This is a genomic window from Haploplasma axanthum (assembly GCF_900660745.1).
Lineage (GTDB): Bacteria > Bacillota_I > Bacilli_A > Acholeplasmatales > Acholeplasmataceae > Haploplasma > Haploplasma axanthum.
Genome location: NZ_LR215048.1, coordinates 55,257 through 74,733, shown reverse-complemented (window position 1 = coordinate 74,733; position 19,477 = coordinate 55,257). Strand labels below are relative to the sequence as shown.

The window sequence follows — 19,477 nt, the reverse complement described above, 5'->3', positions numbered from 1 at the left end:
AATGACTAAAGAAAATAAATGGTTACTTATTTGTAGTGGAATTTTATTAGTTATTTCGATAGCATTTATAGTTGTTTATTCGTTCTTCGTTCCAACATCAAGTTTTGATAAAATGATTGGTGAAAAAGTTAAAGAAGTAAGTGTTGAATACAAAGATATGCCAGAAAGTATTAAGGCTGTTGATGAACTTTTTAGTTTTGTTGGTAATAAAAAATTAGGAAAAAAATATACAGCAACTAAAAATAATCAATATGGTAAAATAACGGTTTATGTTGCTATTGATGAAAAAGGTCAAATAATTGGTATTGATGGTGATGTTGATCAATCAATTGGTGCTAAACTTACAAAACAATATCTTAGAACATTTAAAGGATCAAATATTAATGAACCAAAAGTGAATGGAGAGTTTACTGCTCCAACAGTTACTTTTTCATTATCAACCGTTGATGAATTATTAAGTGATATTGGTTATGCATCAGGATTTATTGTTGATACTGAAACTATTTATACAAAGCTTTTTGGTGATAATTATGTTTTAGATGATATAACAATTATTCCAAATGAGAGTGTAAAATCTAAAAAAGCTGTTTTAGTAAATGGTGAATGGGTAGCTAATGTTTACTTAGTTGAAAAAACGGGTGTTTATAATGGAGATGAAGAAGCAAAGATTTCATTCAATGTTATTTTAGATGTTGATGGAACAATTCTTGGGTATGAAGAAGTTGAATATAAACATTCGGGTGGAACATTCAAGAAAAAAGTATTAGATTTCTTTGATGAACTAATAGCTAAGAAGATTACTGTTTCTGAAGTTGTTAATTATCAAACTGATATTACAGGAGCAACAAATTCAAGAAACACGTTAAAAGCGTTATTAGTAGATTTAGCTACGTTTGTTGAAACAGATGTTACTAAACCACTTAACAAATATGAAAAAGTTTTTGGTGAAGGAGTTATAGTATCTGAAAATGATATTCTAAATCCAACTAATAGTGTTAAACAACACCAAAGTGTTACTTTAGATAATGCTGAAGTTGGTTCAATATATCGTCTTGAAAAAACAGGTATGTATACAGATGGTAGTGAAGGCAAAATCGAATTAGAAGTGATGATTGATTTAGAAAATAAAATTGTTGCAATCAACGTTATTGAATATGGTCACACGGGTGCTAGATTTAAAGAAAGAACTATTACATTTTTAAATGGATTAGTAGAAAATAAAACTTTAGTTAGTGCAGTTAACAGTCAAGAAGATATATCGGGATCTACAAATTCTATTACACTAGTTAAATCAATGTTTAGTGATTTAAGTATATTAATAGGAGGTAAATAAAAATGCAATTAAAAAATAAAAACTTATTAAATATTTTTAATATAAAAGACGTTAATGATCAATCAATGACATTATTAGTTTTAGCATTGCTTCCAGGTTTATTTGTTACAAAATCAATTGAAGCAACACTAATTTATTTATTGTTGTATGCTATATTTATAATATTAGTTACGCTAGTATTTAAATTAATTGAGAAAATAGTTCCAAATGATATTAATTGGATTGTAGTAATTGTTTCAGTTGTTGGGGTTTCAGCATTTGTAGCAATTCTTGCTAATGCATTTTTTGTGAATTTTGCTAAAGATTATGAATTGTTTATATATCTATTTGCAGTTAGTTCATTACCATATATGTTAAATGCAGATAATGAAAAGAAAAATGTTGGTAAATCACTAGTTAATTCACTTCAATCATTTATAGGTTTAGTAATTATTATGTTATTTGTTTCAATACTTAGAGAAGTAATTGGAACAGGAATGATTGTATTTGGAAACTATAGTGAAATATCATTTAATGTTAATCTGTTTAGTAAAAACGCAATATCAATCATTAATGAACCTTTAGGCGCAATAATCATTTTAGGATTATTACTAGCAGCAATTCAATTAGGATTAAATAAGAAAGGAGAAAGAGCATGACATATATAGCGATTATCTTTTCAGCAGTTTTTTTAAGTAATATATTATTATCTAGTTTAGTAGGGTTTCCATTTTTAGGGAAAGATGTTTCTTTAAGAAAAGTTTTAGTTATTGGAATTAAAACACTTATTATTTCTCTTTTTACAGGAGTAATAGTTTATCCAATTTCTAAATTTTTATTAGAACCAGAAAGTTGGACTTTTCTAACAATTATAATAACAGTGCTTGTTGCAGCAAATATAACACTTGGTGTAAATGCACTATCAAAGAAATTAAAAGTTGAAGAGGAGGTAACAAATGAACTAGAGTTATTTGCTCCATTCAATGCGGTTATCGTAGTTTCTAGTTTATTGGTTGCAACTAATCAAACTTATTTAGGTGCTGTTGCAAATATTATTGGTTTAGGTTTAGGATATATATTAGTTACGTTAATGTTATTTATGATTAAGCCTCGTCTTGATTTACCAGGCTTACCAAAAGCATTTAGAGGGATTCCGATATTATTAGTTACATTAGGATTAATAGCTATGGTATTTATGGGTCTTTCAGGTATATTCTAATGATTAAAAAATTCGTAAGTATTATAACAATAGTTTCTTTATTGTTTATATTTACAATATTAACACCAATTAAAACTAGCGCAAATGAGTTAAAAAATGAAAAAGATTTTGCGAAATACTATGACTCAATGTCAACGTCAATTGCTGTTGTTGTGAATAAAGAAAATATTTTGTTTTCTGAAAATGAACTTGATGAGTATTTTGTTGAATTATTTAATAAGTATCATTACTTAACATCAAATTTTAAAATTGATTTAACTGAATCTAGTATTTATAAAAAATATGAAAATTTAGTTAATGTTAATACAATCAATGATAATCCGAATACAAAATTAGAGATTAGTAAAGAATTATATGATATACTAATTTTTGCTGAGAACATAAAACAATTAACAGATGAATATTTTGATATCTCAATTGGAAAAATAATTGATAAATGGAAATGGTTGATTGAATTAGATGAGAAATTGACTAATGAAGAATTTGAAAAGTTTATTAATGAAGTAAAAGAAATTCCAATAATAAAAAATGGGATTATCTTAGAAACAGAAAACGATAAATTCTATATTACTATTAAAGATGGAGTTAAAATTGATTTAGGTGCTCTTGCAAAAGGCTATGTTGTGCAATTAGCATCTAATTATTTAACAGAAAAAGGTCTTAAATATTTCAAAGTTACTGGAAGTAATAGTTCACTATCATATGGTGAAAATCCAACAACAAATGATAAATATTTTAATGTTGGAGTTACAAATGGTAACGCTGAAATATATGGAAGAGCTAAAATGAAAAATAGTAGTATTACAACAAGTGGTGATACAGCACAAGGTGTTGAATATAATGGTAGAATATACCATCATATCATTTCACCAAAAACAAAAATGCCTGAAGACTATAACAGACTTATTACTTTGATTAGTGATGATGCTGGGTATGCAGATGCACTTACAACAGCATTATTTTCAATGGATGATCAAGTAAGAGAAAAATGGATTCAAGAAAATAGTAATATAGAATATTTATTGTTTAAGACCAATGGAACAGTTATAAATACCGTATCAAAGGATATCTTTTCAACAATTGAAGGAGATGATGATATTTTGAAAACATCAGTTAAAGAATGGTTAATAATTAGCGGAGTAATCATAATTGCTTTTTTAGGATTTTTTATGATTAGCAAAGCATTTAAAAAATCAAAATATCAAAATGCTTATGTTGTTTATAGAGATAAAGTTTTAGCTGTAGTTCATTTTACTGAACAGAAAGTTGAAACTGAAAATAATCAAGAAGGTATTCCGGAATATAATAACAAAACTTATCCTATTATTAATCTAGAGAATAAAACAATAACTATATTAGGTGACTATGAAATTGATGGTATAAGACAAGAATTAGTAGTTCGTTATGATTTTGAAAAACATAGTATGCAAATAATTGAGGAACAAAGTCCAAAAAACATTTGTAGTAATTTAGGAGAATCAACTGGTATGGAATTAGTTTGTGTTCCTAATAATATAAAAATAAGTTTTGGAAATGGAAGTCCTAATTTTGATGACACCATCTAAGAAAAAAAGTAGTATAAAAAAAATGGTTTTATTAGCTAATTTAACAGCTGCAGCGATAATCCTTAGTATTATCGAATCTGGTTTACAAATAATTCCGGTGCCAGGGGCAAAACTTGGATTAGCTAACCTAATAACACTTGTTGTTTTGTATTTATATTCATATAAAGAAGCATTACTAGTAACTTTATTAAGAATATTTTTAACTGCACTGTTATCTGGAGGGCTTGGACCGACTTTTTATATGGGACTTGCAGGTGGAGTATTAGCAATAACCGTAATGGCTGTAACAAAACAAGTTAAACTTGGGGTTAGCCTTGTAAGTTTATTAGGCTCTATATCTCATCAAGTTGGTCAGATTATTGTTGGTATTTATGTTTTAGGATCGGATAAAATAGTTTATTATTTATTTTTAATGATTCCAATTGGAATTGTAACAGGACTTATTAATGGAATAATCGCTGAAAAGTTTTTACTTAATATTAGGAACAAACAAGATAATAATGAATAACACTTGATTAAGATTTAATAGAATGCTATAATAACGCGTGTAAAAAAACTTATCATGGTTTATTTATAACTATGGCGGAAGGAGAAACAAAGAAATGAAAACAAGTATACAACCAGAATATAAAATAGCAAAAGTTACATGTTCTACATGTGGGGAAGAATTTGAACTTGGATCAACATTAGGAGAAATCAAAGTTGATACATGCTCAAAATGTCATCCATATTACACAGGACAACAAACTTTTATTCAAGCACAAGGACGTGTTGATAGATTCAATCGTCGTTATGGACTTAATAAAGATAAATCAGAAAAAAAATAATTTTATGAGCGTGACAAATGTCACGTTTTTTTCTATAATAATAGTGGAGGGATAACTTATGTACCAAATTTGTAATCATGGATATATTGAAGTGGTTTGTGGGCCAATGTTTGCTGGGAAAACTGAAGAATTAATTAGAAGAATAAATCGTTTAGAATATGCTAAACAAAAGTATTTAATTTTTAAGCCTGCAGTTGATGATCGTTATAGTGAAACAGCAATTGTTTCCCATAATAAAAATCAAAAACAAGCAATCAATATAAAAAATAGTTCAGAGATTTTTGATTATTTAGAAAATGATGTCGAAGTAGTCGTAATTGATGAAGCACAATTCTTTGATGAAGGTATAGTGAAGATTGCTGATAAACTAGCAGATAAAGGTATAAGAGTTATCGTAGGAGGATTAGATCGCGATTTTAAAGGTGATCCTTTTGGTCCGATGCCACAATTGCTTGCTATTGCAGAGTTTGTTACAAAACTTACAGCAATATGCTCAGTAAGTGGAATGCCTGCAACAAGAACACAAAGATTGATAAATGGTGAACCAGCAAAATATGACGATCCAATCGTATTAATTGGAGCAACAGAATCATATGAACCAAGATCAAGAAATAATCATCAAGTTCCAGGGAAAGAAAAATGATAATAACTAATATCAATTGGAATAATAATTCGCTTTTAGAGTTAAAAAAATATTTAGAATCACAAAGTAAAAAAGAAAAGATTGAATGGACAAAAAAGATTGTTAATACTGATTATAAAGTTCTTGCTATACCAACACCAATTCTTAATAAACTTGCTAAGGAAATGAGTAAAACTAATTTTAAAGACTACCTTGATTTAAAATCATTTGATAATCATGAAATGACTGTAGTTTATGGAGTTTTAATTGGATATTTAAAGTCTTTTGAAGAATTTAAAAAGTATTTAGATATTTTAGTTTATAAAATTGATAACTGGGCAACTTGTGATTTAATACCATTTAAGAATTTTCTAGATACTAATAAAGAAGAATTATTTCAACTAGGATTATATTATGCAAATAAGGAAGAACCTTTTCTAAAAAGAGTTGGTTTGAATGTTATGCTTTCATATGTTAAAGAAGATGAATATGTTGATAAAGTATATGCTCTTCTAGATCAGTTTAGCAACGAAGAGCATTATTATGTTAATATGATGAATGCATGGATTGTTTCTTATTTGTTTATCTTTAATCGTGAAAAAACGCTAAATTATTTAGAAAATCATAAACTAAATAAATTTACAATTAATAAAGCAATTCAAAAATGTCGTGATAGTTTTAGAGTGACAAAAGAAGATAAAGAAATGCTTTTGAAATATAAGGTTAAATAATAATGGATGAAAAACAAAAAGAATTCTTTATGAATGAAGCCTATAAAGAAGCTTTAAAAGCATATAAAAAAGATGAAGTTCCAGTAGGAGCAGTTGTAGTCTTAGATGGAATGATAATTGCTAGGGCTCATAATAATCGAGAAAAGAAGCAATTAATTGAAGGACATGCTGAATTTCTTGCTATGAAAAAAGCAGCAAAAAAGATTGGTTCTTGGAGATTAGAAGATACAAGTGTTTTTGTAACTATGGAACCATGTCCTATGTGTGGTGGAGCAATGATTCAATCAAGGGTTAAGAATTGTTACTTTGCAACTTATGACTTGAAAAATGGTGTTTCAAATAGTATAATAGAAATGTTCGAGTTACCTTTTAATCATAAGGTTAATTGTGAGTATGTAGACGATGGTGGAAAAAGCTCACAATTATTGAAAGAATTTTTTAAAAAATTACGAAGAAAAAAGTAAATGAATCCCCATCAAGCATCATCATTCAATAGGGAAGTGTGAATCTGGTCAGGTCTTGATCGAAGCAGCCATAAGCACTCTCTCTATGTGGGTGGTGATGCTTGATGGGGATTTAATATGAAAAATAATGTTTTTTCACATATAATAAAATTAATAATGTTATAATATTATTAAATCGGAGGTAGAGTTACATGAAAATTAGTTATAAAGTTTATCGTTCATTAACAGGTGAACCATTTGAAACACAAGAATTAAGTGGGAAAAAAGTTGAGTTTTTCTATATGAATGATACTCCATATTTATCACAATATGTATCAAGAGGTCGTTTTTATATTTGGACTTCAGATGGAAATAATTATCGTTTATTAGTTGAAAAAGGATTTTATGAAAAAGTAAGTTATTTTTTTACGAGTGAAGTTAATGGGATTTGGATTGATTTCTTAGATGAAGTTGGAAGTATAAACAGTAGAATGTCTAAAATGTTCTTACTAATTTCAATGTCAATTTCGCTTGTTGTATTACTTGTTTTTGGTATTTGGTTTAAAGAACAATTAACTACTGGTGTGATTGTTGCTTTATTTGGGGTGTTAATCTTAAATATGGTTCATACATCACGTATTAATAAACTTATTCGTCAAAAGAATTTGGCAGCACAAACAAAAATTAGAGAAGTTTTAACTGAAGAAAAATTCAATCAGTTATTAAAAGATCAAGAAGAGTACTATAAAGAATACTTTAAATTTGAAGAAGATGAAAATGACGTTGATACTGGTGATGATGAATTGATGCTTGAAGAAGGCGAAGAATCTGAAAATGAAAGAGATATTATCGACGAAGAAAAAGACGAATAATTTAAAGGGAGAAGTAAAAATGATACAAGAAAAAGCAATTAATGCAATTAGATTTTTGGGAGTAGACGCTATTAATGAAGCTAATAGTGGACATCCTGGAATCGTATTAGGTGCTGCACCAATGGCAGAAGCTCTTTTTGCAAATCACGTAAGAGTAGATGTTAAAGCACCACATTGGATAAATCGTGATCGTTTTATTTTATCAGCTGGACATGGTTCGGCAATGTTATATGCAATTAACCATTTAATTGGTTATAATATAACAATTGAAAATCTAAAAAACTTTAGAAAAATCGGTAATACTCCCGGACATCCTGAGTATGGGCATACTGAAGGGGTTGAAACAACTTCAGGCCCACTTGGACAAGGAATTTCAAATGCTGTAGGTATGGCAATTGCTGAAGCGCATTTAAGTGCTAGATTTAATAAACCAGGATTCAACGTTGTTGATCATTTTACATATACAATTGTTGGAGATGGTGATTTACAAGAAGGTGTTGCCTTAGAAGCAATCAGTTTAGCTGGTCATTTAGGATTGGGAAAATTAATCGTATTATTTGATTCTAATGATATTCAGTTAGATGGACCAGTTAGCTTGGCTTATAGTGAAAAACATAGAGGTAAATTTGAAGCACAAAACTGGCATTATACATTTATTGAAGACGGAATGAATGCTGATGCTATAAATAAAGCAATTATTGAAGCTAAAAAAGTGACTGATAAACCATCAATTATTGAAATAAAAACAACAATTGGTTTTGGTGCTACAAAAGCAGGAACAAGTTCAGTTCATGGATCACCACTGGGTGCTGATGTTGCTAATTTGAGAAAAAATTTAAATTGGAATAATGAACCATTTGTAATAGATCAAGATGTTTATGATTTTTATCATGAAAATGTTACAAAAAGAGGTTTAAATGCTCATCAAGAATGGAATAAATTATATGCAGAATATAGTGAAAAATATCCAGAAGATGCAAAACTTTTTGAAACATTTATTAAGAATGATTTAAAAATAGAGTTAAATGAATTTGATAAATTAGATCAAACGAAACCATCAGCAACAAGAAATGTTAGTGGGAATGTTTTAAGTGTTTTATCAAGTAAATATTTAAATTTAATTGGTGGATCTGCAGATTTAACATCATCAACTAAAGCAAAAGGTGCTGATGGAAACTTTGAAGCAAATAATCACCTAGGAAGAAATATTAATTATGGTGTTAGAGAACATGCTATGGGTGCGATTGCTAATGGAATAACATTACATGGTGGATTAAAATCATTCACTGGAGCTTTCTTTGTCTTTAGTGATTATATGAAACCAGCAATTAGATTAGCGGCAATTATGAATATTCCAACAATTTTTGTGTTCTCACATGATAGTATTGCTGTTGGTGAAGATGGACCAACGCATCAACCAATTGAACAATTAGTTGGACTTCGTGCAATACCTAATTTAAATGTTATTAGACCGGCAGACACTAATGAAACTGTTGCTGCATGGAAAATTGCTGTCGAATCTAAAAATACTCCAACAACAATTATTTTAACAAGACAAAATGTTGAAAACTATCCAACAACAAACTATGACGGTGTAACTAAAGGTGCATATATTGTTGGAAAAGAAAATGAAAAACTTGACGGGGTTTTACTTGCTGCTGGGTCAGAAGTAGAACTTGCAATGAAAACTAAAGAATTATTATTGAAAGAGAATATTGATGTAAGAGTAGTATCGATGCCTTCATCATTCTTATTTGATAAACAATCAGAAGAATATAAAAATAATGTATTACCAAAAGGTGTTAAAACTGTTGCTATTGAAATGGCAAGTCCAATGTCATGGTATAAATATACACCAAACGTTTATGGAATTGAAACATTTGGTTTAAGTGATAATGGTGATAAAGTTGTTGAGGTAATGGGATTCACGCCAAATAAAGTGAAAGAATTTTATAAAAACTTAAAATAAGAGAAGTGTTAAATATGATTTATGATAGTATCGTAGTAGGCGGAGGACATGCTGGTGTAGAAGCTGCGCTTGCTTTAGCAAAAATGAATAAAAGAACGTTACTAGTAACAGGCAATCTTGATAAGGTTGCCTCTTTGCCTTGTAACCCATCAATTGGTGGACCAGCTAAGGGAATTGTTGTTAGAGAAATTGATGCACTTGGGGGATTACAAGGAAAAGCAAGTGATGAAGGACAAATCCAAATAAAAATGCTTAATGCATCAAAAGGACCTGCAGTTAGAGCATTAAGAGCACAATTAGATAAAGTTGAATATCCAAAAATTGTTTTAAGACATTTAATGGAAAGTGAAAACTTAGATTTACTTGAAGCATTAGTTGATAGATTAATAATTGAAGATAATGTTGTTAAAGGTGTTTTGTTAGAAGATGGTAAAAAAATCTATTCTAAAACAGTTGTTATTACAACGGGGACATATTTAAGAAGTACAGTACTAATTGGGCATGAAAAAACATCGAGCGGACCGAATGGAGATCCAACTACTAAAGGCATTAGTAGTCAATTAAGGGAACTAGGGTTTGAAATTGTAAGATTAAAAACTGGAACTCCTCCAAGACTAGCTAAAGATTCTGTTGATTTAACAAAAATGACAGTTCAACCAGGTGATAAAGAAAAATATACATTTAGTTATAGTGATGATTATAACGAAAATGCACCAAAGGAAAACTGCTATTTACTTCATACTACTTTAAAAACGCATGAGCTTATTAATCAAAACTTAGAAAAGTCGGCAATGTATGGTGGTGTGGTTGAAGGCGTTGGTCCAAGATATTGCCCATCTATTGAAGATAAGGTTGTAAGATTTAGTGATAAAGAACGTCATCAAATCTTTTTAGAACCTGAAAGTATTCATTTGGATGAATGGTATGTTCAAGGTTTATCAACAAGTTTACCTAGAGATGTTCAACATGAAATTTTAAAAACTATTCCTGGATTAGAAGATGCAGTAATTGTTAGATATGCATATGCAATTGAATATGACGCAATTAATCCTTTGCAACTAAAACCTAGCTTAGAAACTAAAATTGTTGAAAACTTATTTTGTGCAGGTCAAATAAATGGAACAAGTGGTTATGAAGAAGCTGCTGGACAAGGAATAATGGCCGGAATTAATGCCGCATTAAAGGTTGATGAAAAAGAACCGTTTGTTTTAAAGAGACATGAAGCATATATCGGAGTTTTAATTGATGACTTAGTAACTAAAGGAACAAAAGAACCATATCGATTACTAACATCTCGTGCGGAACATCGTTTATTATTAAGAAATGATAATGCTGACTTAAGACTTACTGAACATGGATATAAACTTGGTATGATTGATGAAGAAACGTTTGAAAAATTCAATATAAGAAAAGCAAATGTTTCAAAGTTAATTGAAGAAGTTAAAGCATTTTATGTTTATCCAACACAAGAAAATCTTGATTACTTAGAAGGAAGACAATCAGCAAAGATTTATGAAAAGGTATCTCTTCATGATTTATTAAAGCGACCAGAAATAGACAAAGATGATATAAAACATTATTTGGGTAATGAATATAGTGAAGATGTTTATGAACAAGTTGAAATTCAAATTAAGTATGATGGATATATTGTAAAAGCTTTGCGTGAAGTTGAAAAAATGTTAAAACTTGAAAATAAGCAAATTTCTCAAAATGTAAAATATACTGAAATTCCTAATTTATCTAATGAAGCTAGGGAAAAATTGGAAAAGATAAGACCCGAAACTCTAGGACAAGCCTCAAGAATAATTGGGGTTAATCCATCTGATATTCAAATACTTATGATTTATTTAGAGTCAAGAGGTAAAAGTCATGGATTTTAAGGAAGATATCAGGAAAAGTTTTAATATTTTACTAAGTGATGAACAACTATTAAAATTTTCAAAATATTATGATAAACTAATAGAGTACAATACACATACAAACTTAACAACAATTACTGAGAAAGAAGATGTTTATTATAAACATTTTTATGATTCTCTAACTTTAATTCCATTTGTTAATATAAAAGATGGAAGTCTATGTGACATGGGGAGTGGCGCTGGATTTCCATCAATACCTTTAAAAATTATCTTTCCAGAACTTAAAGTGACAATTATTGATTCAGCTAATAAAAGAATTAAGTTTCTATCAGAACTAGTTGAAGAACTAGGGATTGATAATGTTAATCTAGCTCATCAAAGAATTGAAGAATATGGGCAAAATAATCAAGAAAAGTTTGATTATGTTACAGCTCGCGCACTTGGAAATATGACATTGATAACTGAAATGGCAATTCCAATGTTAAAAGTTAACGGGGAGTTTATTGCTATGAAGGGTTCAAAAGGTAAAGAAGAATTAACTGACGCAAAACAGGCAATTCAAAAAACTGGTGGAAAACTAATAAATTCAATGTATTTAGAGTTGCCAAATGATTATGGTGAGAGAAGTATTTTTCTAATTAGAAAGATTAATCATATAAATGGTTATCCAAGAGAGTATCAACAAATGTTAAAAAAACCATTGTAATGAAAGGATGAATGAAATGGGGAAAATTATTGCAATTTCAAATCAAAAAGGTGGGGTTGGTAAAACGACAACAAGTGTTAATCTTGCTGCATCTTTGTCTTTCTATGGTAAAAAAGTATTATTAGTTGATATGGATCCTCAAAGTTCAGCGACAACAAGTTTAGGAATTAATCGAAGTATGCTGTATTCGACTATTTATAATGTTCTAGTAGGAGAAAAAAATATTGAAGAGAGTATTATTCAACTCGATAAAATTAAACTTGATGTAATTCCTGCAACAATTGAACTTGCAACAGTTGAAGTAAAAATTGATCATGAAGAAAGAAACTTTGTTTTATTTGATAAACTTCAAAAAATTAAAGACAATTATGAATATATTATAATTGATTGTCCCCCTTCACTAAATTTATTAACGTTAAGTGCTCTTTACGCAGCAGATTCAATATTAATTCCTGTTCAATGTCAGTTTTTAGCAATTGATGGTTTAACACAATTATTAAATACGATTAGAATTGTACAGAAAAATTTAAAAATCAATAACCGAAATTTAGAAATAGAAGGCGTTTTATTAACAATGCTAGATAAAAGAACAAAAGCTGGATGGGAAATTGTTCATGAGGTTAAAAGTTATTTTGGAGATGGAGTCTTTGATACAATAATCACTAGTAATGTTGCAGCTCAAGTTGCTCCTACATATGGTGTACCGATATTGACATATAATTCAAAAGCTCAATCTGCAAGATTGTATAAATCTTTAGCAAAGGAGATAATTAAAAATAATGCAAGAAAAAAATAAATTAGTAGGACGTGGATTAAAAGATTTAATTGAAGAACATAATATTGATAAAGTATTAGACGGTGAAGTGATTTTAGAGATTAAACTTAATGATATTAAAGCTAATCCTTTTCAACCAAGAAAAGTATTTGATGAAGATAGAATAAATGAATTAGCGTTATCAATTAAAGAACATGGTGTTTTTCAACCAATCATTGTTAAGAAAACTAATGAAGGTTATATTATTGTTTCGGGCGAAAGAAGATTTAGAGCATCTAAAAAAGTTGGATTAGAACTAATACCTGCAGTTGTTAGAAATTATAGCGATACAAAAATTGCTGAAATAAGTTTGGTTGAAAATTTACAAAGAGAAGATTTAACTCCAATTGAGGAAGCAAATGCATATAAAAAAATTATTGATGGTTTAGGGATAACACAATTGGAATTATCAAATAAAGTTGGAAAAAGTAGATCACACATTACAAATATTATTGGATTATTAAAATTACCACAAAGTGTTCAAGATATGTTGTTAGAAAAAAAATTAACAATGGGTCATGCAAGAACATTAAGTAAATTAAAAGACGAGAAAAAGATTATCGAGTTGGCAAATAAGATAATTAAAGAAAACTTAAGTGTAAGAGATATCGAAGAAATATCTGAAGATGAAGTGAAAAAACAAGTTAATGAGAAAAAAAATAGTGCAAGAAAAGTATTTAAAGAAGAAAAAAATCTTTTAAAAAAATACTATGGTGCAAAAGTAAGTATTAAAAATAATAAAATAGTGTTTAAAATAGATGATGAAGAGCAATTAAAAAGTGTTTTGGAGCAACTGATAAAAAATGCGATATCAAATTAATCAAACAATTTTATTTAAGAAAAATCATGCATGTGGAAGTAATGAATGGAAGGTACAAACCTTGGGTGCAATGATTAAACTTGAGTGTTGTGGCTGTAAAAGGGTTATTTCCCTTTTGCCAAGCGATATAGATAGCCGAAAAAAATTAAAATAAAAATCTTTTTTAACGAATAAACAAAATCAGAGAAAAAAGTCTAAAAAAAGGTTGCATTTTAAAAATGTATAGTATACAATATATAGGCAAACCAAAACGGAGGGGTAGCGAAGTGGCTAAACGCGGCAGACTGTAAATCTGTTCCTAACGGTTCGGCAGTTCGAATCTGCCCCCCTCCACCATTTTATAATTTAGGCCTTCAATAAAAGAAGATTTAACAAAATAAAAAAAAGATTCTTTTAGGGTTGACAAGGTCATTTTATAATGATAAAATAAGTAAGCATGTTAAACATGACATGCGGAAAATCTTTGAAAACTGAATGATGATGAGAGCGTAATAAAGAATAAAAAAATAGAGCAATAATCAAATTCAAAATAAATTTAATGGAGAGTTTGATCCTGGCTCAGGATGAACGCTGGCGGCGTGCCTAATACATGCAAGTCGAACGAGAGTGCTTGCACTCTAGTGGCGAACGGGTGAGTAACACGTAGGTAACCTACCCCAAAGATGAGGATAACAGTTGGAAACGATTGCTAATACTCAATAGTTAATAGGAAGGCATCTTCTTATTATTAAAGATCCGTATGGATTACTTTGGGAGGGACCTGCGTCGCATTAGCTAGTTGGTGAGGTAGTAGCTCACCAAGGCGATGATGCGTAGCCGGACTGAGAGGTTGAACGGCCACACTGGGACTGAGACACGGCCCAGACTCCTACGGGAGGCAGCAGTAGGGAATTTTCGGCAATGGGGGAAACCCTGACCGAGCAACGCCGCGTGAATGAAGAAGCACTTAGGTGCGTAAAATTCTTTTATTAGGGAAGAATAGCTAGTATAGGAAATGATATTAGTGTGACGGTACCTAATGAATAAGCCCCGGCTAACTATGTGCCAGCAGCCGCGGTAATACATAGGGGGCAAGCGTTATCCGGAATTATTGGGCGTAAAGGGTGAGTAGGCGGCTACTTAAGTTTGAGGTATAAGCACAGTGCTTAACGCTGTGAGGCTTTGAAAACTGGGTAGCTAGAGTTAGATAGAGGCAAGTGGAATTCCATGTGTAGCGGTAAAATGCGTAAATATATGGAGGAACACCAGTGGCGAAGGCGGCTTGCTGGGTCTATACTGACGCTGAGGCACGAAAGCGTGGGGAGCAAACAGGATTAGATACCCTGGTAGTCCACGCCGTAAACGATGAGTACTAAGTGTCGGAAGAATTCGGTGCTGTAGTTAACGCAATAAGTACTCCGCCTGAGTAGTACGTACGCAAGTATGAAACTCAAAGGAATTGACGGGACCCCGCACAAGCGGTGGATCATGTTGTTTAATTCGAAGATACGCGAAGAACCTTACCAGGTCTTGACATCCCCTGCAAAGCTATGGAGACATAGTGGAGGTTATCAGGGTGACAGGTGGTGCATGGTTGTCGTCAGCTCGTGTCGTGAGATGTTCGGTTAAGTCCGGTAACGAGCGCAACCCTCGTTGTTAGTTGCCATCATTAAGTTGGGGACTCTAACAAGACTGCCAGTGATAAACTGGAGGAAGGTGGGGATGACGTCAAATCATCATGCCCCTTATGACCTGGGCTACAAACGTGATACAATGGCTGAAACAAAGGGAAGCGAAAGGGTGACCTGGAGCAAAACTCATAAAAACAGTCTCAGTTCGGATTGAAGTCTGCAACTCGACTTCATGAAGCTGGAATCGCTAGTAATCGCGAATCAGAACGTCGCGGTGAATACGTTCTCGGGGTTTGTACACACCGCCCGTCAAACCACGAAAGTCAGCAATACCCAAAACCGGTGGCCTAACCTGCAAAGGAGGGAGCCGTCTAAGGTAGGGTTGATGATTGGGGTTAAGTCGTAACAAGGTATCCCTACCGGAAGGTGGGGATGGATCACCTCCTTTCTAAGGAGCATAACAGTAAGAATAACTTACAAAAACTCTACTCTCTCGTCATATTCAGTTTTGAAGGATTTTCCTTCTAATAATATTTATTAGGGCCTATAGCTCAGCTGGTTAGAGCGCACGCCTGATAAGCGTGAGGTCGATGGTTCAAGTCCATTTAGGCCCACCATTATAAGGCTGCTATAGTAGTCTGGTAAATGAGATCTTTGAAAAGTAGATAAATTCTGTCGTAACAAATAATAAAAAAGTTTAATTAGCAATAATTAAGCGCGTAAAAAGGTTAAGAAAGTAAGGGCACACAGTGAATGCCTAGGCACTAAGAGCCGAAGAAGGACGCAACTAACGGCGAAACGCCACGGGAAGCAGTAAGTATGTGAAGATCCGTGGGTATCCGAATGAGGGAACTCGGCATGTAGAAGACATGTCACGTCGAAAGACGAGGGAAACGCAGTGAATTGAAATATCTTAGTAACTGCAGGAAAAGAAAGTAAAAACGATTCTGCGAGTAGCGACGAGCGAAAGTGGAGGAGCCCGATACCATAATAGTTACAAAACTTTATGTGAGAAGAACAACCTGGGAAGGTTGACCAAAGAAGGTGAAAGTCCTGTAAACGAAGCATAAAGACTAGGGTATCAAAGAGTACAGCGGGACACGAGAAATCTTGCTGGAACTATAAGGAGGACCATCTCCTAAGGCTAAATACTACTTAGTGACCGATAGTGAACCAGTACCGTGAGGGAAAGGTGAAAAGAACCCCGGGAGGGGAGTGAAAGAGATCCTGAAACTGTGTGCTTACAGTTAGTCAGAGCCCGTTAATGGGTGATGGCTTGCCTTTTGCAGAATGAACCGGCGAGTTACGTTAACTAGCAAGGTTAAGCTTTAAGGAGCGGAGCCGAAGCGAAAGCGAGTCTGAATAGGGCGAATAAGTTAGTTGATGTAGACCCGAAACTGGGTGATCTAGCCATGAGCAGGTTGAAGTTTAGGTAAAACTAAATGGAGGACCGAACCAGGGCACGTTGAAAAGTGCTTGGATGACTTGTGGCTAGGGGTGAAATTCCAATCGAACCCAGAGATAGCTGGTTCTCCCCGAAATAGCTTTAGGGCTAGCGTTAATGAGTATTTTATGAAGGTAGAGCACTGAATGTGTGATGGCCCCACCTCGGGGTACTGAACACAATTAAACTTCGAATGTCATAAAAGTGAAATTAGCAGTCAGACTGTGGGTGATAAGGTCCATGGTCAAAAGGGAAACAGCCCAGACCGCCAGTTAAGGTCCCAAAATTCATGTTGAGTGGAAAAGGAAGTGGAGATGCACAAACAACTAGGAGGTTGGCTTAGAAGCAGCCATCCTTTAAAGAGTGCGTAATAGCTCACTAGTCGAGTGACTCTGCGCCGAAAATGTACCGGGGCTAAACATGATACCGAAGCTGCGGATTTGAAAGTAATTTCAAGTGGTAGGGGAGCGTTCTAACAGCGAAGAAGGCGTACCGTGAGGAGCGCTGGAGTGGTTAGAAGTGAGAATGCCGGTGTAAGTAACGAAAAGATAGGTGAGAATCCTATCCGTCGAAAACCCAAGGATTCCAGGGGAAGGTTCGTCCGCCCTGGGTAAGTCGGGGCCTAAGGTGAGGCTGAAAAGCGTAGCCGATGGATATCAGGTAGAGAATCCTGAACTAGTAAATAGACTGAAGGAGTGACAGAGGAGGATAACACTTGCCCCTTAGTGGATTGGGGTCGAGAATACGAGTCTGTGGTATAGGCAAATCCGTACCACGTGAAGGATGAGTATTGACAGGTAAAAGGTGATGACTTCAAACTCTCTAGAAAAGCTTCTAAGATTAATTTATTTACTACCCGTACCGTAAACCGACACAGGTGGGTGGGTAGAGAATACTAAGACGCGCGAGAAAACTCTTGTTAAGGAACTCGGCAAAATGACTCCGTAACTTCGGGATAAGGAGGACTTTTAATGAAAAAAGAAAGTCGCAGAGAATAGACCCAAGCGACTGTTTATCAAAAACACAGGTCTCTGCAAAACCGTAAGGTGAAGTATAGGGGCTGACGCCTGCCCGGTGCTGGAAGATTAAGAGGAGATGTCAGGAAACGAAGCATTGAATTGAAGTCCCAGTAAACGGCGGCCGTAACTATAACGGTCCTAAGGTAGCGAAATTCCTAGTCGGGTAAATTCCGACCCGCACGAAAGGCGTAACGATTTGGGTGCTGTCTCAACAAGAGACTCGGTGAAATCAAGATGCCGGTGAAAACGCCGGCCACCCGCGACAGGACGAAAAGACCCCATGGAGCTTTACTGTAACTTGATATTGATATTGGGTGCAGAATGTACAGGATAGGTGGGAGACTTGGAAGCTGGAACGCTAGTTTCGGTGGAGTCGACCTTTGGATACCACCCTTTCTGTATCTGATATCTAACCTCGGTAAGTGGATTACCAGGGACAGTGTCTGGTGGGCAGTTTGGCTGGGGCGGCCGCCTCCTAAAAAGTAACGGAGGCGCCCGAAGGTTCCCTCAGAATGGTCGGAAATCATTCATAGAGTGCAAAGGCAGAAGGGAGCTTGACTGCGAGACAAACAAGTCGAGCAGGTACGAAAGTAGGGCTTAGTGATCTTACGGTTCCGCATGGAAGGGCCGTGACTCAACGGATAAAAGCTACCCTGGGGATAACAGGCTTATCGCATCCAAGCGTTCACAGCGACGATGCGGTTTGGCACCTCGATGTCGGCTCGTCACATCCTGGAGGTGGAGAAGCTTCCAAGGGTTGGACTGTTCGTCCATTAAAGTGGCACGCGAGCTGGGTTCAGAACGTCGTGAGACAGTTCGGTCTCTATCCGTCGTGGGCGTTGGAAATTTGAAGGGTGCTGCTCCTAGTATGAGAAGACCGGAGTGGACATACCACTGGTGCACCAGTTGGCCTGCCAGGGCCACAGCTGGGTAGCTATGTATGGAAGGGATAAACGCTGAAAGCATCTAAGCGTGAAGCCCCCCTTAAGATGAGATTTCCCAATTTAGTAAGACCCCTTGAAGACGACAAGGTTGATAGGCTGGGTGTGGAAGCATGGTGACATGTGGAGCTGACCAGTACTAATAGGTCGAGGACTTAACCTTATAACTTACGTTTTATTTGTTACAATTTGAATTTATCTAGTTTTGAGAGATTGTCTGGTGACGATGGCGAAATGGACACACCTGTTCCCATCTCGAACACAGAAGTTAAGCATTTCAGCGTCGACAATAGTCCTATGGGGCGAAGATAGAACGTTGCCAGGCAAACACTCATTTAAATGGAGGATTAGCTCAGCTGGGAGAGCATCTGCCTTACAAGCAGAGGGTCGGCGGTTCGATCCCGTCATCCTCCACCATTAATATTATTTTAAATTTTAAGCTGCCGAAATAGCTCAATTGGTAGAGCAACTGACTTGTAATCAGTAGGTTGCGGGTTCAATTCCTGTTTTCGGCACCACTAATCGATCCCTTAGCTCAGTCGGTAGAGCACTTGACTTTTAATCAAGGTGTCGAAAGTTCGAATCTTTCAGGGATCACCATTTTATTTGCCCGGATGGTGAAATAGGTAGACACGTGGGACTTAAAATCCCATGAGTGATGAGCTCGTGCCGGTTCAAGTCCGGCTCCGGGTACCAACCAGTTT

General features: G+C 33.8%; 16 protein-coding genes, 6 tRNA genes, 3 rRNA genes and 1 other RNA gene. All 26 read left to right on the top strand.

The features are described 5' to 3' along the window. Position 1: 1 nt before the first annotated feature. The 26 genes from EXC62_RS00460 (at position 2) to EXC62_RS00335 (ending at position 19,469) form a co-directional block, all read left to right on the top strand. Positions 2-1,333, top strand: a complete 1,332-nt coding sequence (locus EXC62_RS00460; RefSeq protein WP_026390725.1) for a hypothetical protein — start codon at positions 2-4, stop codon at positions 1,331-1,333. A gap of 2 nt (positions 1,334-1,335) precedes the next feature. Beyond that, a complete protein-coding gene (locus EXC62_RS00455; protein ID WP_162140252.1) occupies positions 1,336-1,971 on the top strand; it encodes an Rnf-Nqr domain containing protein in 636 nt (211 codons plus the stop codon). Beyond that, positions 1,968-2,531, top strand: a complete 564-nt coding sequence (locus EXC62_RS00450) for an Rnf-Nqr domain containing protein (protein ID WP_026390727.1) — start codon at positions 1,968-1,970, stop codon at positions 2,529-2,531. Before EXC62_RS00455 ends, EXC62_RS00450 begins: the two co-directional genes overlap by 4 nt. After that, positions 2,531-4,096 (top strand): FAD:protein FMN transferase, encoded by a 1,566-nt coding sequence (locus EXC62_RS00445; RefSeq protein WP_026390728.1) that lies wholly within the window; start codon positions 2,531-2,533, stop codon positions 4,094-4,096. Before EXC62_RS00450 ends, EXC62_RS00445 begins: the two co-directional genes overlap by 1 nt. Continuing rightward, the gene (locus tag EXC62_RS00440; protein ID WP_026390729.1) at positions 4,083-4,604 is read left to right on the top strand and encodes a Gx transporter family protein; all 522 of its coding nucleotides are present in this window, start codon (positions 4,083-4,085) and stop codon (positions 4,602-4,604) included. Before EXC62_RS00445 ends, EXC62_RS00440 begins: the two co-directional genes overlap by 14 nt. Before the next feature lie 94 nt (positions 4,605-4,698). Next, a complete protein-coding gene (gene rpmE, locus EXC62_RS00435; RefSeq protein WP_026390730.1) occupies positions 4,699-4,923 on the top strand; it encodes a 50S ribosomal protein L31 in 225 nt (74 codons plus the stop codon). A 58-nt stretch (positions 4,924-4,981) separates the two neighbouring features. Next, on the top strand, positions 4,982-5,566 hold the full coding sequence (locus EXC62_RS00430) for a thymidine kinase (protein WP_162140253.1): 585 nt from the start codon (positions 4,982-4,984) through the stop codon (positions 5,564-5,566). Next, positions 5,563-6,276: a DNA alkylation repair protein gene (locus EXC62_RS00425; RefSeq protein WP_026390732.1), complete on the top strand. Its 714-nt coding sequence runs from the start codon at positions 5,563-5,565 to the stop codon at positions 6,274-6,276. The genes EXC62_RS00430 and EXC62_RS00425 overlap by 4 nt, the downstream gene beginning before the upstream one ends. Positions 6,277-6,278: 2 nt before the next feature. Beyond that, positions 6,279-6,740: a nucleoside deaminase gene (locus EXC62_RS00420; RefSeq protein ID WP_026390733.1), complete on the top strand. Its 462-nt coding sequence runs from the start codon at positions 6,279-6,281 to the stop codon at positions 6,738-6,740. Between the two features lie 12 nt (positions 6,741-6,752). Beyond that, an RNA gene (gene ffs, locus EXC62_RS00415) (signal recognition particle sRNA small type) lies at positions 6,753-6,847 on the top strand. A gap of 84 nt (positions 6,848-6,931) precedes the next feature. Continuing rightward, complete coding sequence (locus EXC62_RS00410) at positions 6,932-7,591, top strand: hypothetical protein (protein ID WP_026390734.1); 660 nt, start codon at positions 6,932-6,934, stop codon at positions 7,589-7,591. A 19-nt stretch (positions 7,592-7,610) separates the two neighbouring features. Further along, positions 7,611-9,560, top strand: a complete 1,950-nt coding sequence (tkt, locus tag EXC62_RS00405) for a transketolase (RefSeq protein WP_026390735.1) — start codon at positions 7,611-7,613, stop codon at positions 9,558-9,560. Positions 9,561-9,574: 14 nt separating this feature from the next. Continuing rightward, positions 9,575-11,440 carry a tRNA uridine-5-carboxymethylaminomethyl(34) synthesis enzyme MnmG gene (gene mnmG, locus EXC62_RS00400; RefSeq protein WP_026390736.1) on the top strand — a complete coding sequence of 622 codons (1,866 nt, stop codon included), beginning with the start codon at positions 9,575-9,577 and terminating at the stop codon, positions 11,438-11,440. Then, complete coding sequence (gene rsmG / locus EXC62_RS00395; protein WP_026390737.1) at positions 11,430-12,125, top strand: 16S rRNA (guanine(527)-N(7))-methyltransferase RsmG; 696 nt, start codon at positions 11,430-11,432, stop codon at positions 12,123-12,125. The genes mnmG and rsmG overlap by 11 nt, the downstream gene beginning before the upstream one ends. 16 nt (positions 12,126-12,141) lie before the next feature. Beyond that, positions 12,142-12,921 (top strand): ParA family protein, encoded by a 780-nt coding sequence (locus tag EXC62_RS00390; RefSeq protein ID WP_026390738.1) that lies wholly within the window; start codon positions 12,142-12,144, stop codon positions 12,919-12,921. Beyond that, positions 12,905-13,759 (top strand): ParB/RepB/Spo0J family partition protein, encoded by an 855-nt coding sequence (locus EXC62_RS00385; RefSeq protein ID WP_035375790.1) that lies wholly within the window; start codon positions 12,905-12,907, stop codon positions 13,757-13,759. Before EXC62_RS00390 ends, EXC62_RS00385 begins: the two co-directional genes overlap by 17 nt. Further along, positions 13,743-13,913: a DUF951 domain-containing protein gene (locus EXC62_RS09145; RefSeq protein ID WP_084156691.1), complete on the top strand. Its 171-nt coding sequence runs from the start codon at positions 13,743-13,745 to the stop codon at positions 13,911-13,913. The genes EXC62_RS00385 and EXC62_RS09145 overlap by 17 nt, the downstream gene beginning before the upstream one ends. A gap of 98 nt (positions 13,914-14,011) precedes the next feature. Continuing rightward, positions 14,012-14,095: transfer RNA gene (locus EXC62_RS00375), tRNA-Tyr, on the top strand. A 199-nt stretch (positions 14,096-14,294) separates the two neighbouring features. Then, positions 14,295-15,817, top strand: a 16S ribosomal RNA gene (locus EXC62_RS00370). A 92-nt stretch (positions 15,818-15,909) separates the two neighbouring features. Beyond that, positions 15,910-15,986, top strand: a tRNA-Ile gene (locus EXC62_RS00365). Between the two features lie 109 nt (positions 15,987-16,095). Continuing rightward, a 23S ribosomal RNA gene (locus EXC62_RS00360) occupies positions 16,096-18,936 on the top strand. Positions 18,937-18,989: 53 nt separating this feature from the next. After that, positions 18,990-19,098, top strand: a 5S ribosomal RNA gene (rrf, locus tag EXC62_RS00355). The 16S, 23S and 5S rRNA genes sit together here with 6 tRNA genes alongside, the layout of an rRNA operon. Positions 19,099-19,114: 16 nt before the next feature. Then, positions 19,115-19,190 (top strand) — tRNA-Val (locus EXC62_RS00350). A gap of 25 nt (positions 19,191-19,215) precedes the next feature. Next, positions 19,216-19,291 (top strand) — tRNA-Thr (locus EXC62_RS00345). Between the two features lie 6 nt (positions 19,292-19,297). Beyond that, positions 19,298-19,373, top strand: a tRNA-Lys gene (locus EXC62_RS00340). A gap of 8 nt (positions 19,374-19,381) precedes the next feature. Continuing rightward, positions 19,382-19,469 (top strand) — tRNA-Leu (locus tag EXC62_RS00335). Positions 19,470-19,477 lie beyond the last annotated feature (8 nt).

Coding starts and splice junctions, on each gene's coding strand:
- EXC62_RS00440 (WP_026390729.1), top strand. CDS start 4,083: ATGACACCATCTAAGAAAAAAAGTAGTATAAAAAAAATGGTTTTATTA.
- EXC62_RS00450 (WP_026390727.1), top strand. CDS start 1,968: ATGACATATATAGCGATTATCTTTTCAGCAGTTTTTTTAAGTAATATA.
- mnmG (WP_026390736.1), top strand. CDS start 9,575: ATGATTTATGATAGTATCGTAGTAGGCGGAGGACATGCTGGTGTAGAA.
- tkt (WP_026390735.1), top strand. CDS start 7,611: ATGATACAAGAAAAAGCAATTAATGCAATTAGATTTTTGGGAGTAGAC.
- rsmG (WP_026390737.1), top strand. CDS start 11,430: ATGGATTTTAAGGAAGATATCAGGAAAAGTTTTAATATTTTACTAAGT.
- EXC62_RS00410 (WP_026390734.1), top strand. CDS start 6,932: ATGAAAATTAGTTATAAAGTTTATCGTTCATTAACAGGTGAACCATTT.
- EXC62_RS00420 (WP_026390733.1), top strand. CDS start 6,279: ATGGATGAAAAACAAAAAGAATTCTTTATGAATGAAGCCTATAAAGAA.
- EXC62_RS00460 (WP_026390725.1), top strand. CDS start 2: ATGACTAAAGAAAATAAATGGTTACTTATTTGTAGTGGAATTTTATTA.
- rpmE (WP_026390730.1), top strand. CDS start 4,699: ATGAAAACAAGTATACAACCAGAATATAAAATAGCAAAAGTTACATGT.
- EXC62_RS00445 (WP_026390728.1), top strand. CDS start 2,531: ATGATTAAAAAATTCGTAAGTATTATAACAATAGTTTCTTTATTGTTT.
- EXC62_RS00385 (WP_035375790.1), top strand. CDS start 12,905: ATGCAAGAAAAAAATAAATTAGTAGGACGTGGATTAAAAGATTTAATT.
- EXC62_RS00430 (WP_162140253.1), top strand. CDS start 4,982: ATGTACCAAATTTGTAATCATGGATATATTGAAGTGGTTTGTGGGCCA.
- EXC62_RS00425 (WP_026390732.1), top strand. CDS start 5,563: ATGATAATAACTAATATCAATTGGAATAATAATTCGCTTTTAGAGTTA.
- EXC62_RS00455 (WP_162140252.1), top strand. CDS start 1,336: ATGCAATTAAAAAATAAAAACTTATTAAATATTTTTAATATAAAAGAC.
- EXC62_RS09145 (WP_084156691.1), top strand. CDS start 13,743: ATGCGATATCAAATTAATCAAACAATTTTATTTAAGAAAAATCATGCA.
- EXC62_RS00390 (WP_026390738.1), top strand. CDS start 12,142: ATGGGGAAAATTATTGCAATTTCAAATCAAAAAGGTGGGGTTGGTAAA.